Below are 14,377 nucleotides of genomic sequence, written 5' to 3' on the forward strand. Positions count from 1 at the left end.
CTGGGGAAAGGTCGCCGGGCTTGCCCGGCCTTGCCATGGACCGGACGGATCGGCGGGCCTGCCCCATTGGGCAACATCAGCACAAAAAACTGTCACGGCTCGGGGATGTTCCGTCATCGACACCGTTGGCTGCGACAGTCTAAAAACACGGCCCTGGGCTTGCCATATAGGCAGTGTGAGGTACTGAACAGCGGTTGGATATGGTCGTCGGCGCTGCGGTCGTGCACGATGCGGGAATCTGGAGAGAGGCATGAACAAGGCACCGTTTGAGACTGCAGACGATCTGGCCGAGGCGCAGCTTTCCTTGTCTGCTCAGCTGCAGCGCAAGCTCGAGAAACTGATCCTCAACGGGGAATTGAAGCCCGGTGAAAAACTGAACGAGCTGGACTTGTCGAAACGATTCGGCACCAGCCGCGGCCCCTTGCGCGAGGCGATGCAGAACCTGTGCGCGCGCGGATTGGCCGAAGCCGTGCGCAACCGCGGAGTCTTCGTCCGCACGATTTCGCCCGAGGAAGCCTTTGAGCTCTACGATGTGCGCGCCGCCCTGTTCGGGCTGGCCGGTTATCTGCTGACCGACAGGATCAACGACACAATTCTCGAAAACCTGCACGTATATCTGGATCGCATGGAGACGCTCGCGAAGAAGCGCAGCGTGCCGGAGTATTACCGGGCCAACCTGGAGTTTCACGATTATCTGGTCCGCTCGGCTGGCAACAAGGCTCTCTTGATCGAATACCATAGTTTCGTGAACAGGCTGCACCTGTGCCGAATGCGCGTTCTGGTCAGCGAGGGCGGCCTGTCCGTGTCAAATCGGGAGCATGCCGAAATGGTGGATGCCGCGGCCTCCGGTGACAACCAGCGCGCCCAGCAGACGTTCTTTCGGCATGTGGAGAGGGCAAAGATGCGCTTCCGGGCGACCCTCGACCGGGAAGAGATGACCCAGGACGTGACTGCTGCACCTGTCCAAAAAGGGTAGGGCCCTTTTGGGTCAACCTGTTGCGCAGGCTGCCCGGCGGCGCGCGAGTCCATGTGACCTCATGCGCGGGCACCGCTTGTCGTCAGGCGAACTCTTGACTGCTCACATTGGAACAAGGCGCCATGGCCCAAACGCGCGCCGGAGCCCCGCCTGAACCGGATCAAGGGCGTTCAAGACCGCCACTCCCTGCCGCGAAAGTACCGTCTTTGAGCCGCGCTGCGCCGGCTACGTCGTCTCGCCGCCATTGACCGCGATCATCTGGCCCGTGACAAAACGGGCCTCGGGCGTCGCCAGGAACGCCACGACCGACGCGACATCATACGACGTCCCCATGAACCCCGCCGGAATGGCCGCCGCCCGCGCCGGGTCATCCCTGGTCGCGTCATCCTTTCGGATCTGCCCGGGCGAGACCGCATTTGCGGTGATGCCCCTGGAGGAAAATTCCATCGAAAGCGCCTTGGTCAGCCCCCAGACGCCGTGCTTGGCCGCCGAGATCGGGGCCCCTTCGAAATATCCGCGGATCGCCTTCATGCCGGTAAGGTTGATCACTCTGCCCCAGCCGCGATCGACCATTCCCGGCAGAAACGCACGCGTAGTGCGAAACGCCCCCGTGAGCGCCAGGTCCACGACCGCGTCCCAGTCTTCGTCGGTCATCTCGAGGAACGGCTTGTAGGGTCGGCGCGCGGCATTGTTCACAAGGATGTCCACGCCGCCGAACTCTGCCAGGGCGGAATCCGTCACGCGCGTCACGTCGCCCGCCTTGCCCATGTCGCCCATCACAACCAGCGATTTTGCCCCTGCGGCCTCGACCAGGGCGGCGGTCTCGGCGCAGGCTGCCTCGTTTCTGGAGCCATTGACAACAACATTTGCGCCGAGCTCGGCCAGGTGGACGGCAATGGAGCGGCCGATATTCTGACCTGATCCCGATACGAAGGCTGTCTTCCCGGTGAGCGACTTATCCATGCGTTTCAGCCTTCTCTGTCATTGTTATTGATGCGCGGATCGCGGCCGCAGCTTGGCAGCCGCAAGTCCGGCGTTGCCCCCTTGACCGGTTCTAGTCGGGCATTTTCCACGTTGCGGTCGCAATCGCGGCCAGTTTTCCTTCGGCGTCGGTCATTCGACTTTCCATGAAGGATACCGCCCGGCCCTTCTTGGTGAAGCGGCCCTCGCAGGTGACCAATCCGTGGCTCACCGGACGCAGGTACTGCACCTTGATCTCGATCGTCGCCCCGGCGCCCTGGACCTTCTTCAGAAGATGACCCATCGATATATCGAGTGCTGCCGCAACTACCCCGCCCTGAAGCACGCCTTGCGGGTTGCGCAGCATGTCGTGCATGCGAAATGACAGCCTGCAAACCTCTTTGTCCGCATCGGGCGCATCAAGCGGCAGGTACTCGAAAGACAGGCCAATGAAGCGCGCGAAGAAGAAGGTCTCGAACGCCTGTTCGTGGCTGCTCAGAGCGTCCTCGAAATGCGCCCGCGCGGCGGCTTCGTCGATCCTGGCCGGAGGCGCCGCTGCCATCAGGCGCCCACGAAGTTCGCTTTGCGCTTCTCGAGAAAGGCGCGGCGACCTTCGATGTAATCCTGGCTGTCAAAGCAGGCCTTCACGCGACGCTCGCATTCGTCAAGATCGCGCGTGCTGTCGCCCTTGACCGCCTCGCCGACGATGAATTTCACCGATGAAACGGTCATTGGCGCATTTGCTGCGATCATCTTGGCGGTTTCCTCTGCAGCCTCGGCCACCTTGCCGTCTTCGACAACGCGATTGACCAGCCCCATGATCCGCGCCTCTTCGGCATCGAAACGGCGCGCGGTAAAGAAGATTTCCTTGGCGAAGGACGGCCCGACAACGTCCACGAGACGCTTGATGCCCGGATAGCCATAGCCCAGACCAAGCTTCGCCGCGGGAATGGCGAAATTGGAGCCCTGCCCGCAGATGCGGATATCACAGCTCAGCGACAGGGCGACACCGCCGCCGATGCAGAACCCGTCGATCTGGGCGATTGTCGGCTTCGGGAACGCCTCAAGGTTGTCGTAGACGCGCTTGGTGGTGGCATTGTACTTTGCTACGCCCTCTTCGCTGGCCCGTTCGCTTTCGAACTTGGAAATATCTGCGCCCGAGACAAAGGCTTTCCCACCCGCGCCCGACAGGATCAGGATCCGCACGGAGGGGTCCTGTGCAAAACGCTCGAGCGCCTCCTCCACGGCCTCCCACATCTCCAGAGAGACAGCGTTGCGCTTCTCCGGCTGGTTGAAGATGATCCGCGCGATGTCGCCGGATTGCTCGGTGATGATCTTGTCCGTCATGTGTCGGTTCCTTTGCCTCAGGTCGCGCCTTGCGCTTTCATGGCTGCGATATCGGCGTCCGAATACCCCAGATCCTTCAGAATGTCGTTCGAGTGCTGGCCCGCCGTCGGCGGCGGATGTGCGATGTGGCTGGGCGTGCGGCTCATCAGGATGGGCTGGCCAACGAGGTGGCTCTCTCCGCGCTCATGACTGTTGACCGGCATCACCAGGCCGAGGTGGTGCACCTGCGGGTTTTCGAAGACCTGCCCGATATCGTTGATCTCGCCGGCGGGTACGCCGGCTTCGTTCATGGCATCGATCCACTCGGCGGTGGTGCGCGTCACGGTAAGCTCTTCGATCTCGGCATTCAGTGCATCGCGATTTTCGGACCGGGCCGGCGCCGTTGCGTAACGTGCGTCCTCGATCCACCCATCGCGCCCCATCATCACGGCGAAGCGCTTCCAGATCGCCTGGCCCGCAACACCGATGTTCATATGCCCGTCCTTGGTCTTGAACACGCCCGTCGGGATCGATGTGGGGTGGTTGTTGCCCGCCTGCTTCGGCACATCGCCATCCATGAGGTATCGCGCGGCCTGAAAATCCAGCATAAAGACCTGAGCCTGCAACAGGGAAGTCTGGATCCACTGGCCCTTGCCGGAATGTTGCCGCTCCAGCAGCGCAATCATGATGCCCTGCGCGGCAAAGAGCCCGGCGCATAGGTCCGCGATCGGAATGCCGACGCGCATCGGTCCCTCGCCCGGCTTGCCGGTGATCGACATCAGACCCCCCATGCCCTGGGCAATCTGGTCGAATCCCGGACGATCCGCGAGCGGACCATCCTGACCGAAGCCGGAGATCGATGCGTAGATCAGCCTCGGATTGTCGGCCGAGAGGGTCTCGTAATCGATGCCGAGACGCTTTTTGACGCCCGGGCGGAAGTTCTCGACAATGACATCCGCGGTCTTGGCGAGCTTGCGAAAGACCTCGATCCCCGACTCCGATTTGAGGTTCAGCGTCAGCGACCTCTTGTTGCGGTGCAGGTTCTGAAAGTCTGCACCCGAACGGGGGCCGCCAAGCTGCGCACTGTCTTCCGGCGCCTCGATCTTGATGACGTCCGCCCCCCAATCGGCGAATTGCCGGACGCAGGTCGGACCCGACCGGACCCGCGTCAGATCCAGCACGCGAATGCCTTTGAGCGCTGAACTCGCGACGGGCTCAGCGCCCTGCGATTGCGGTTTCGCGCCCCCGCCTTCTTGCTGTGCCATCTCGGATTCCTTCCGCCCGGTAATTTCCGGGGACGCTATGCGAACGATCGGAAGATGGCAACATATAAAAGTTAAATGTTGACAAAATGGGCCGGACACGGGATGACGAGGCATGGTGGCTTCAGCAAAAGCAATTGGACAGGCGCGCGCGACGCTCGCCGACGAGGTCCGCGGGGAAATCGAGCGCATGATCGTCGATGGCGATCTTGCCGCCGGGGAAAAGCTTAACGAGCTTGCGCTGTCGAGCGCGATGGGCGTGAGCCGCGGTACGGTGCGCGAGGCGATCCGTTCGCTTGCCGATTCCGGCTTGATCGATCTTGTCGCGAACCGCGGCGCCTTCGTGCACGAAACCACCCTCGAAGAAGTCCGCAACCTCTACGACCTGCGCGGAGCGATCTTCGCCATGGCGTGCGCGAACTCCGCGCGCCGCGTGGCCGAAGGTACCGAGCCAGCGCTGGCAGAGGCGCTCGAGAAGAATCTCGCGCTGATGGAAACGAGCCATGACGACGCGAAAGCCTACTATTCGCTGAATATCGCGTTTCACAACATGCTGCTCAACGGTGCCGGAAATCCGCGCGCGAAGTCGATGTACGACAACGTTGTCCGCGAAATGCACCTCTTCCGTCGGCGCGGCCTGTCGCTCGTCACCAACATCGCCCAATCCCTCGAAGAACACCGGGCGATCAGCGACGCCGTAGCCGCCGGAGATGCCGAAGAAGCCCGCCGCGCAGCCGAGCGCCACATCACCTCCGGCTTCGAACGCTACATCAAGATCGTCGAAAACGACGACGCTGGCGCCAGCGACTGACCGCGCCGCGACAAACCGAGGGCCCTCTGTCATGACAAATCCGCTGTATGATGCGCTTTTTGCCCCGCACGAGGGGAAGTCCACGCCGTTCCTGCACCTGGGCGACGGCAAGACTGTGTCCCATCTTGTGTTCTTGCAGGACGTGGCCCGCATGGCGAATGCGCTGGTCTCGCTTGGCGTCGCGCCCGGCGACAGGGTTGCCGTTCACGTGAACAAATCGCCTCAGGCGCTCGTGCTCTATGCGGCATGCGTCAAGGCCGGGGCGGTCTTTCTACCGCTGAACACAGCCTATACGCCCCGCGAGCTTGACTATTTCGTGGGAGACAGCGGCGCCAAACTGTTCGTTTGCGACCCTTCAGAGGAAACCGACCTTCAAGGCATCGCGGCGGATGTCGGTGCGACCCTCAAGACGCTTGGAACCGATGGGCAGGGCACGTTGCCGGATATCGCCGCCGCGCAGCAGCCGCGCTTCGACACCGTGCCACGCGCCAGGGACGATTTGGCCGCGCTGCTCTACACGTCCGGGACGACCGGCCGCTCCAAGGGCGCGATGCTGACGCAGGAGAACCTGCTGTCCAATGCCGAGGCCCTGATCGACAGCTGGCAGTTCACCAGCAAGGATGTGCTGCTGCACGCCCTTCCGATCTTTCACAGCCACGGGCTTTTCGTGGCCACCAACGTGATGCTTCTGGCGGGTGGCGCGATGATCTTCCTGCCGAAGTTCGACGTCGAGACCGTACTGGCCCGCCTGCCCGAGGCGACGACGATGATGGGCGTTCCCACCTTTTACACGCGACTTCTGGACGAACCGCGCTTCTCCAGGGGCCTCACGGCGCATATGCGGCTGTTCATCTCGGGCTCCGCGCCGCTTCTGGCCGAAACGCATCAGCGTTTCGAGGAGCGTACGGGGCACCGCATCCTCGAGCGCTACGGCATGACCGAGACCTCGATGAACACGTCGAACCCCTATGATGGCGAGCGGCGCGCGGGCACCGTCGGCTTCCCGCTTCCCGGCATCGAGGTAAAGGTTTGCGATGCCGAGACCGGCGCCGAGATGCCCACCGGCGAGATCGGGGTACTCTGGGTGCGGGGCCCGAACGTGTTCAAGGGCTATTGGAAGATGCCCGAGAAGACCGCCGAAGAGTTGCGCGAGGACGGCTTCTTCATCACCGGCGATCTGTCGCTGATCGACGATCGCGGATATGTCCATATCGTCGGACGCGGCAAGGATCTGATCATCTCGGGCGGCTACAACATCTATCCCAAGGAAATCGAGGTCTTCCTGGACGCATTGCCGGGCATCAAAGAGAGCGCCGTGATTGGCGCTCCGCATCCGGATTTCGGGGAAAGCGTTGTGGCAATCCTCGTGCCCGAAGACGGAGCGACCATCGATATGGCCGCCGTCGAAGAGGCTGTGCGCCGCGATCTTGCCGGCTTCAAGCGCCCCAGGCACATCGAGATCAAGGACGAGTTGCCGCGCAACACGATGGGCAAGGTGCAAAAGAACCAGCTTCGTGACGAGTTCGCAGGCGCGTTCGAGCCGGTCCCGAACTGACGCCAGCCAAGACATCGCACTTCCCGGGCCCTCAGGTCCGCAGAATGGGAAAACGCGGCTTCATGGACACTCACGATACAGGCCTGATCCGGGTACCGGTGTCGCGGGAGATCCCGTCGGTGGACAGGGTGAAGTCCCCCGCCGGGGCCACCGTCCGCGTACACCAGTTGCCGAAGCCGTCCCGGTAGCTTTCGAGCGGCACGCTCGGCGACGTCACGAAATAGTCGGCACGCTCCAGATCGCCGACCCGGAGTGCGCAGGAGACCGGCATGGCAGCCCTGACACCGCTCAATCGGGAAGTCGACAAGGGCCTGCCGAAAACCGCGGAACAGGAAGTGCGAGTACTCTTCGCCAGCCTGCTTCCCGGGGATGTCACGCCGTACCATAGTCACCGGTTTCCGGTTACGGTCTACATGCTCGAAGGTGCCTGCACGCTCGAAATGGATGATCAGGATCCCGTGGTGATCGGTTCGGGACAGGTCTATGTGGAACCTGCCGGCATCAACATGACCGGAAGCAACGCGGGCGACGTCCCGGCACGCATGGACCTGTTCTACGTATGCGAGCCCGGAGCGCCATTCGCCGACCCGGCACACAAGAGCTGACAGGTCGCGCCGGGCTCTAGATGCGCCGGACGCTCTCCTGTCGAAAAGCGGCCGTCTGCCTGACAGCGTGGCGCCCGCCTATTTTCGGAGGGCGGCCCGGTCCCTCATTTCAGGAGCGGCCCAGTCTGGTCCAGATATTCCGGATCGAACTCGGCAAGTTCCACCAGCCCGCCATAGTCGCGAAACGTAACGAGGCCGTCCCGAAAGGTGACCAGTCCATTCTCGCGAAGCTGCCGCAGGACGCGGTTCACATGGACCGCGCTCAACCCGAGCGTATCGGCGAGGTGGTATTGCGTCAGAGGGCAGTCGAATCCTTTCTTGCTGCCTATGCCGACCAGCGCAAGCCTCGATCCCAGCTCCAGCAGGAAATGCGCCATGCGGGCCTCCGCATCACGCCGGCCGATCCCGACGAGATGTTCCACCACCATCGCCTCGTCACGCGACGCCGCCCAGAGGATGGCGGTCGCAAGGCGCGGCGTCCGCGCGAACGCATCAAGAAGATCGCTCGCCAGCACTTCGGCGGCCTCGATGTCGACGATGGGTTCGAAGCTGTGGTCCGAAGTGCGCAACAGGACGCTGCGCAATCCCAGAAAATCCCCCGGCACCTGGAAGTCCACAATCTGCCGGGTCCCGTCGGCCTGCAACTTGTAGGAACAGACCCAACCCGACGACAGAATGTACGCGGCCTGAGCCGACTGTCCCTGATGCACCATGTCACGCCCCGCGACGAAGGAGCGGCGACGCTGGTGCAGTCGCTCAAGCACGGCCAGTTCGACCTCCGACAGAGCGACGAAGGCCGAGAGCTTGCGGGTCAAAGGGCTGTGTTCGGCTGATGTCATGGAGGCTCCCGGCGTGCCGCGACGCAGGTTCGGAAATCATCCCGGACACTGCTCTGGATCAGTTCAGCATAGAGCACTTCCTGCGAGAAGTACGGATGTCTCTGAACCTCGCCTTCCCCGGGGATCACGATGTCACGGAAGGAACGCCAGATGTCGACCGCGAGCGAACATGCAGGCCAGGCCGCCCTGTCAATCTGCGAGGCGCTCCGGCTGGCCATGAACGATCGCGGACTGCTGCCGGAGCATGAGATCGTGGGGGTTCTTCGCGACGCCGCGGCGACTCATGAGAACGCCCTTGGCACCGATCTGGAATTGGAAAACCACCTGGCCGTCGCCGAATTGATCAACACGATCATCGCTGGTGGAAACTCGGTTCGCCGCTCGTGAATTACTCAGGCACCGGTGTCGGTCCAAATTCTCGAAGTAGAAACCGAATAGAATAACGCCGCGTTGCGCGCACTTCAGCCGAGCATTCGACCCGGTCAATTCCGCAACCCTTACCTCGACAAGGAGCACGTCGATGTCATTCACTCCCCTCCACGACCGGGTCCTCGTTCGCCGCATTGAAGGCGACGAGACGACCAAGGGCGGCCTCATCATTCCTGATACCGCCAAGGAGAAGCCTCAAGAAGGCGAAGTTGTCTTCGTTGGTGCCGGGGGAAGGCGCGAGGACGGCGAGCGCATCCCCATGGACGTCAAAGCCGGCGACCGGATCCTCTTTGGAAAATGGTCCGGCTCAGAGATCAAACTCGATGGCGAAGACCTTCTGATCATGAAGGAGAGCGACATTCTCGGTGTGATCGCCTGAGTACGAAACCTTTCACATCAACCTCAGTCTCAGGAATTCACACCATGTCCGCCAAGGAAGTTCGCTTCAGTACCGATGCCCGCGACCGAATGCTGAAAGGCATCAACACGCTGGCAAATGCCGTCAAGATCACCCTCGGCCCCAAGGGCCGAAACGTCATTCTCGATAAATCCTGGGGTGCGCCGCGCATCACCAAGGACGGCGTAACCGTTGCCAAGGAAATCGAGCTTTCGGACCATTTCGAAAACATGGGCGCGCAGATGGTGAAGGAGGTGGCGTCCCGCACGAACGACGAGGCTGGCGACGGAACCACGACCGCGACAGTTCTGGCCCAGGCCATCGTCAAGGAGGGCATGAAGGCCGTCGCAGCCGGCATGAACCCGATGGATCTCAAGCGCGGGATCGACAAAGCCGTCGCTGCAGTCGTGGCCGAGATCAAGACCATGTCGCGACCGGTGGGCGACAGCGACGAGATTGCCAAGGTCGGCGCCATTTCGGCCAATGGAGAAGTCGAGATCGGTCGGCAGATCGCCGACGCGATGGCAAAGGTCGGCAAGGAAGGCGTGATTACCGTCGAGGAAAACAAGGGGTTGGAGACCGAGACCGAAGTGGTCGAAGGCATGCAGTTCGACCGCGGCTATCTGAGTCCCTATTTCATCACGAACGCCCAGAAGATGGTCGTCGAACTGGATGACTGCGTCGTCTTGCTTCACGAGAAGAAGCTGACATCTCTCATATCCATGGTTCCGTTGCTGGAGGCCGTGATCCAGGCAGAGAAGCAACTGCTGATCGTGGCCGAGGATATCGAGGGCGAGGCACTGGCGACGCTGGTCGTCAACAAGCTGCGCGGCGGATTGAAGGTGGCGGCAGTCAAGGCACCGGGCTTTGGGGATCGCCGCAAGGCGATGATGGAAGACATCGCCGTGCTGACGGGCGGTCAGGTGATTTCAGTGGAAATGGGCACCAAGCTGGAGAATGTCACCATGGACATGCTCGGGTCCGCCAGAAAGGTCACGATCACCAAGGATGACACGACGATCATCGACGGTGCCGGCGACAAAGGCGCGATCGCAGCGCGCGTCACGCAAATTCGGGCGCAGATCGAGGAGACCACTTCGGACTACGACAAGGAGAAGCTGCAGGAACGGCTCGCCAGGCTTGCCGGCGGCATTGCCGTGATCCGGGTCGGCGGGGCAACCGAGATCGAGGTGAAGGAGCGCAAGGACCGCGTCGACGATGCGCTGAACGCCACCCGCGCCGCGGTCCAGGAAGGTGTCGTGCCAGGCGGCGGCGTGGCCCTCGTTCATGCCGGCAAGGTCCTGGCGACACTGAAGGGTGAGAACGGCGATCAGGATGCCGGGATCAAGATCGTCCGCCGCGCGATCCAGGCACCGCTGCGCCAGATTGCCGGAAATGCCGGGGTCGATGGTTCTGTCGTTGTCGGGAAGGTGATCGAGAACGACAGCCCGAGCTTCGGTTTCGACGCGCAAGCCGAGGAGTACGTCGACATGCTGAAGGCCGGCGTTATCGATCCGACGAAAGTCGTTCGGATCGCACTGGAAAACGCCGCGTCCATTGCCGGGCTATTGATCACGACCGAGGCGATGGTCGCGCAAAAACCCAAGGAGGGCGGCGCCGGTAACGATATGTCCGATATGGGTGGAATGGGCGGAATGATGTGAATGGACGGGGCCTGTGCGCAGGAGCCTCGAGACAAGAAATCACATTCTCGATGGACATGAACACCGATCTGTTCGTCTGAAGAATTCAGAACCAGGAGAAACTGAAATGGCCAAAGGTGACAAACAACGCGGCAACCGTGAAGCGAAGAAGCCCAAGAAGGTGAAGGAAAAGGTCGTTGCAACAGCCGACTTCACGAAGGGAAAAGCCCTGACCAATCTTGGCGAGCACAAGAAGAAATAAGTAGGCGTCCAAGTGCTTGTTCGTCGCTGGAGACGGAGCCAGGGAGCGGCGCGTCGCGGCGACATGCTGCATCAGTCAGACTCGGCTCGAAAAAATCGACGATGGAGAATTGCCGGAGAGAAGGCGCGACATGCGTATTTGATTGGTAATCCCCCCGTTTTTGCTGGGGGTTGGTCGTATAATTTACGCGGTCATTCTCAGTTTCTGGGCAGGCGTCATGCTGACGCCCTTCATCGCCACCGCTTTCACGGCCAACTCTCGGCGCTGAGTTGGCCGGATTTTTTTCCGAGCGCTTCCTTAAGCAGGTCGTTCTGCATGCTGACGTCAGCGTGCATGCGCTTCAGCCGCCGGTTCTCCTCGGCCATCGCCTTCATCTCACTGATGAGACTGGCGTCCATGCCGCATACTTCGCTCGCCATTTGTACAGCGTGGCGCTGCTCATCCCGTGCTCACGGCACAGCTCGGCGGCAGGCACACCGCCCTCCACCTGGCGCAGCACACCCATGATCTGGGCTTCTGTGAAACGTGTCTTCTTCATTGGAAGCTCCTCAGTCATCCTGCCGAGAAAATTCTACGTCCGCATCCCCCTAAGATCGGGGAGGATTACCCGGGCGCGGTCAGGCGGGCCGCGCCGGGAGCGTCGCTTCTCCCGGCGCGCGCTTCGCCTGACCTTGTTGCTGAAATGCGTGGCCGCTCATCGCGGCCGGGCTGCGCACGGCGAGCCATGCCAACACAGGTCCAGACACGAAGAGCGACGATCCTGTCGCGATCACCACGCCGGCGATCATCGGCCAGGCGAACCCGGCAACGGCCGGTCCACCCCAGATCGCCATCGGCAGCAGCGCGGCAAGCGTCGTGCCGGAGGTGAAGATGCAGCGCGCCAGAACCTGGTTCAGGCTGCGGTCGATCACGTCCGACAGCGGCTCCTCAGCTCCGTCACGGAGGTGCTCGCGGATGCGGTCATAGACCACTACCTTGTCGTTCACCGAATAGCCGATGAGTGTCAGCAGGGCCACGATGGTGGTCAGGTTCACCTCCCACCCGGTCAGCGCGATGATACCGAAGGTCTTGGTGACGTCGAGGAACAGCACCACGATGGCACCGGCCGCGAAGTGCCATTCGAACCGCACCCAGATGTAGGTCAGCATGGCCAGCACCGCGAGCGAGAGGGCAATCAGTCCCGTCGTCGCCAGTTCGCCGCTTATTGTTGGACCGACGAGGTCGATCTGGTCGAAGACCGCGCCTGGAACGGCCTGGGCGGCGGCCGCTTCCACCGCCGCGACTGTGGCCTGTCCTGCCTCGCCCTGCACGCGGATCAGGGCCTCGTTCGGGTCACCGAAGGCCTGCAGGCTCGCATCGCCCGGCACCCCGGCGGCAAGGGCGGCACGCAACTCGGCCAGGGGCACGGCTGCGTCCGACCACAGCACCATTTGCACGCCCCCGGTGAAATCGATCCCGAGGTTCGGCCCCGGCCATACCAGCGCGCCAACCGCCCCCAGCGACAGCGCCGCCGAGACCGCCAGCGCCAGCCGTCCACGACGCATGAACGAAAAGGCGCCGGGCGCAGGCACCCCGCCGATGAGCGGCGCGATTTCCAACCGTTTCGGTTTGTGGCGCCGCACCAGCGCCTCCATCATCATCCGCATCAGCACCACGGCGGTGAACATCGAGATCAGGATGCCGAGGCTCATGGTGATGGCGAAACCACGGATGGCGCCTGCGCCGAACATGAACAGCAGGAGCATCGCCAGAAGCGTGGTGATGTTGGCGTCAAGGATCGTGGCCCAGGCCCGCGCGTAGCCCTGCGTCAACGCCTTGATGGCCGTGGCGCCCTTCGCCGTTTCCTCGCGGATGCGGCTGAAGATCAGGATGTTGCTGTCCACGGCGATGCCGAGGCACAGGATAATGCCTGCGATCCCCGGCAGCGTGAGCGTGGCCCCCAGCAGCCCAAGCGCCGTGAGCGTCAGCATGACATTCAGGCCCAGCACCGCGCTCGCCAGCAGGCCCCAGCCGCCGTAGAGACCCGTCATGATCGCCACCACCAGCGCCAGACCCGCGGCGCCGGTGATCAGCCCGGCCCTGATGGAATCCGCGCCCAATGCCGCGCCCACACTGCGCTCCTCGATCACCTCCAGCGAGGCGGGCAGTGCGCCCGATGTCAGCAGAACGGCCAGCGTCTGGGCCTCTTCCACGGTAAAGTCGCCGGTGATCTGGCCCTGCCCGCCGGGAATGGCGGACTGGATGACGGGTGCGGTCAGCACTGCGCCATCGAGGACCACGGCAAAGCGCTGGCCGATGCTTGCCGCCGTGATCTCGGCAAAGGCAGTGGCGCCCTGCCGGTCGAAAGCGAAAGTGACCATCGGTCGCCCGGTCTCGGGGTCGAAGGCAGAGGCCGCGCGCTCCAGCCGGTCGCCCGAGAGCGCCACCCGATCCTCGACCGGGATCGCCCCGGAGCCGTTTCGCATCTCCAGCATCGACACGCCGTGCCCCGGACCGGGCGCGACCATCTGGAAGCTCATCTTCGCGGTGGAGCCCAGCAGCTCGCGCAGTTGTGCGGGGTTCTCGACGCCCGGCATCTGCACGAGGATCCGGTCCTCGCTGACGCGACTGATGACAGGTTCCGACACCCCCACCTGGTCAACCCGGTGGCGGATCACCTCGAGGCTGCTGTCGGCCGCAATACTGGCGGCGCGGTTCAGCCCGGCCTCGGTCAATGCCAGCCGCAAGGTGCCATTCGCGAGGGCCACCGTGAAATCCGGCGGGCTGCCCGGCTGTTCAGAAGAGGCCGCCGCGCTCTGAAGTGTCGCAAACAAAGCATCGTCTGCGGAGGCCAAGAGGGCCAGCCCCTCGGTGCGGATTGTGCCGGGGTTCAGGTTCCGGGCGCGCATTTCGGCGACGAGCGTTTCACGCAGTTCCTGCAGACGCGCCTGCGCGAGATCATCGCGGTCCACGGCGAGCAGCAGATGCGCGCCGCCCTGCAGGTCAAGACCCAGCGAAACGGTCTGGCTTGTCGCCCAGTCCGGCAGCGTACTTCGGACGGTCGATGGGAGAAAATTCGGAAGCGCCGTCGCAACTGCCAGAAGCAGCAGGACGATGTAGGTCATCACGACCCATGCTGGTCGGCGCATGTTCAGTATCCATTCTTGCCTGGGAGTTCAGCCTGACGAAGACACGTCAGGCCGCAGGCGGCCCCCGGACCGGGGGCAGGATACGGATTGCGATGGGCAGGAGGGATTGGTGCGGCGCAGGCGATATCGTCGCAGCAGAAAGAGATGGCCAGGACTGTACGGCAGCGCCTGGCAGCACCGCGTG

14 protein-coding genes and 1 pseudogene are annotated in these 14,377 nt (G+C 62.8%); 8 read left to right on the plus strand and 7 right to left on the minus strand.

Going from position 1 to position 14,377, the window contains the following annotated elements; all coding sequences use genetic code 11:
* Positions 1–250: 250 nt before the first annotated feature.
* Positions 251–976 carry an FCD domain-containing protein gene (locus tag KB874_RS13015; protein WP_212536990.1) on the plus strand — a complete coding sequence of 242 codons (726 nt, stop codon included), beginning with the start codon at positions 251–253 and terminating at the stop codon, positions 974–976.
* 225 nt (positions 977–1,201) lie between these two features.
* Here the strand turns inward: KB874_RS13015 and KB874_RS13020 are convergent, their stop codons facing one another.
* The 4 genes from KB874_RS13020 to KB874_RS13035 all read right to left on the minus strand — a co-directional run bounded on the left by KB874_RS13020 (position 1,202) and on the right by KB874_RS13035 (position 4,527).
* Positions 1,202–1,939, minus strand: coding sequence for an SDR family NAD(P)-dependent oxidoreductase (locus tag KB874_RS13020; protein WP_212536991.1), 738 nt, complete (start codon positions 1,937–1,939; stop codon positions 1,202–1,204).
* A gap of 91 nt (positions 1,940–2,030) precedes the next feature.
* Entirely contained in the window at positions 2,031–2,498 is a 468-nt protein-coding gene (locus tag KB874_RS13025; RefSeq protein ID WP_212536992.1) for a PaaI family thioesterase, read from the minus strand.
* Complete coding sequence (locus KB874_RS13030; RefSeq protein ID WP_283054672.1) at positions 2,498–3,304, minus strand: enoyl-CoA hydratase; 807 nt, start codon at positions 3,302–3,304, stop codon at positions 2,498–2,500. Before KB874_RS13030 ends, KB874_RS13025 begins: the two co-directional genes overlap by 1 nt.
* On the minus strand, positions 3,301–4,527 hold the full coding sequence (locus tag KB874_RS13035; RefSeq protein ID WP_212536994.1) for a CaiB/BaiF CoA transferase family protein: 1,227 nt from the start codon (positions 4,525–4,527) through the stop codon (positions 3,301–3,303). The genes KB874_RS13030 and KB874_RS13035 overlap by 4 nt, the downstream gene beginning before the upstream one ends.
* A gap of 112 nt (positions 4,528–4,639) precedes the next feature.
* On the opposite strand from KB874_RS13035, the gene KB874_RS13040 reads away from it, so the two are divergent.
* From KB874_RS13040 to KB874_RS13050, 3 genes are all read left to right on the plus strand, one after another.
* Positions 4,640–5,335 (plus strand): GntR family transcriptional regulator, encoded by a 696-nt coding sequence (locus tag KB874_RS13040; RefSeq protein WP_212536995.1) that lies wholly within the window; start codon positions 4,640–4,642, stop codon positions 5,333–5,335.
* A 31-nt stretch (positions 5,336–5,366) separates the two neighbouring features.
* The gene (locus tag KB874_RS13045) at positions 5,367–6,890 is read left to right on the plus strand and encodes a malonate--CoA ligase (RefSeq protein ID WP_212536996.1); all 1,524 of its coding nucleotides are present in this window, start codon (positions 5,367–5,369) and stop codon (positions 6,888–6,890) included.
* Positions 6,891–7,159: 269 nt separating this feature from the next.
* Positions 7,160–7,495, plus strand: a complete 336-nt coding sequence (locus KB874_RS13050; RefSeq protein WP_212536997.1) for a cupin domain-containing protein — start codon at positions 7,160–7,162, stop codon at positions 7,493–7,495.
* Between the two features lie 104 nt (positions 7,496–7,599).
* Here the strand turns inward: KB874_RS13050 and KB874_RS13055 are convergent, their stop codons facing one another.
* Positions 7,600–8,334 (minus strand): Crp/Fnr family transcriptional regulator, encoded by a 735-nt coding sequence (locus KB874_RS13055; protein ID WP_212536998.1) that lies wholly within the window; start codon positions 8,332–8,334, stop codon positions 7,600–7,602.
* A 150-nt stretch (positions 8,335–8,484) separates the two neighbouring features.
* Here KB874_RS13055 and KB874_RS13060 point away from each other — a divergent pair, with 150 nt between their 5' ends.
* The 4 genes from KB874_RS13060 (at position 8,485) to KB874_RS23160 (ending at position 11,065) form a co-directional block, all read left to right on the plus strand.
* Positions 8,485–8,721, plus strand: coding sequence for a hypothetical protein (locus KB874_RS13060; RefSeq protein WP_212536999.1), 237 nt, complete (start codon positions 8,485–8,487; stop codon positions 8,719–8,721).
* Positions 8,722–8,854: 133 nt separating this feature from the next.
* A complete protein-coding gene (locus tag KB874_RS13065; RefSeq protein ID WP_212537000.1) occupies positions 8,855–9,142 on the plus strand; it encodes a co-chaperone GroES in 288 nt (95 codons plus the stop codon).
* 44 nt (positions 9,143–9,186) lie between these two features.
* Positions 9,187–10,824, plus strand: a complete 1,638-nt coding sequence (gene groL / locus KB874_RS13070) for a chaperonin GroEL (RefSeq protein ID WP_212537001.1) — start codon at positions 9,187–9,189, stop codon at positions 10,822–10,824.
* A 106-nt stretch (positions 10,825–10,930) separates the two neighbouring features.
* Positions 10,931–11,065, plus strand: a complete 135-nt coding sequence (locus KB874_RS23160; RefSeq protein ID WP_283054529.1) for a hypothetical protein — start codon at positions 10,931–10,933, stop codon at positions 11,063–11,065.
* Positions 11,066–11,272: 207 nt separating this feature from the next.
* Here the strand turns inward: KB874_RS23160 and KB874_RS13075 are convergent.
* A pseudogene (locus tag KB874_RS13075) lies at positions 11,273–11,603 on the minus strand (transposase); the annotation flags it as partial.
* 79 nt (positions 11,604–11,682) lie between these two features.
* Positions 11,683–14,193: a protein translocase subunit SecD gene (gene secD / locus KB874_RS13080; protein WP_212537002.1), complete on the minus strand. Its 2,511-nt coding sequence runs from the start codon at positions 14,191–14,193 to the stop codon at positions 11,683–11,685.
* Between the last annotated feature and the right edge of the window lie 184 nt (positions 14,194–14,377).

Origin of the sequence: Thetidibacter halocola (assembly GCF_018224955.1) — a bacterium.
In the GTDB taxonomy this organism is placed as follows: Bacteria; Pseudomonadota; Alphaproteobacteria; order Rhodobacterales; family Rhodobacteraceae; genus Thetidibacter; species Thetidibacter halocola.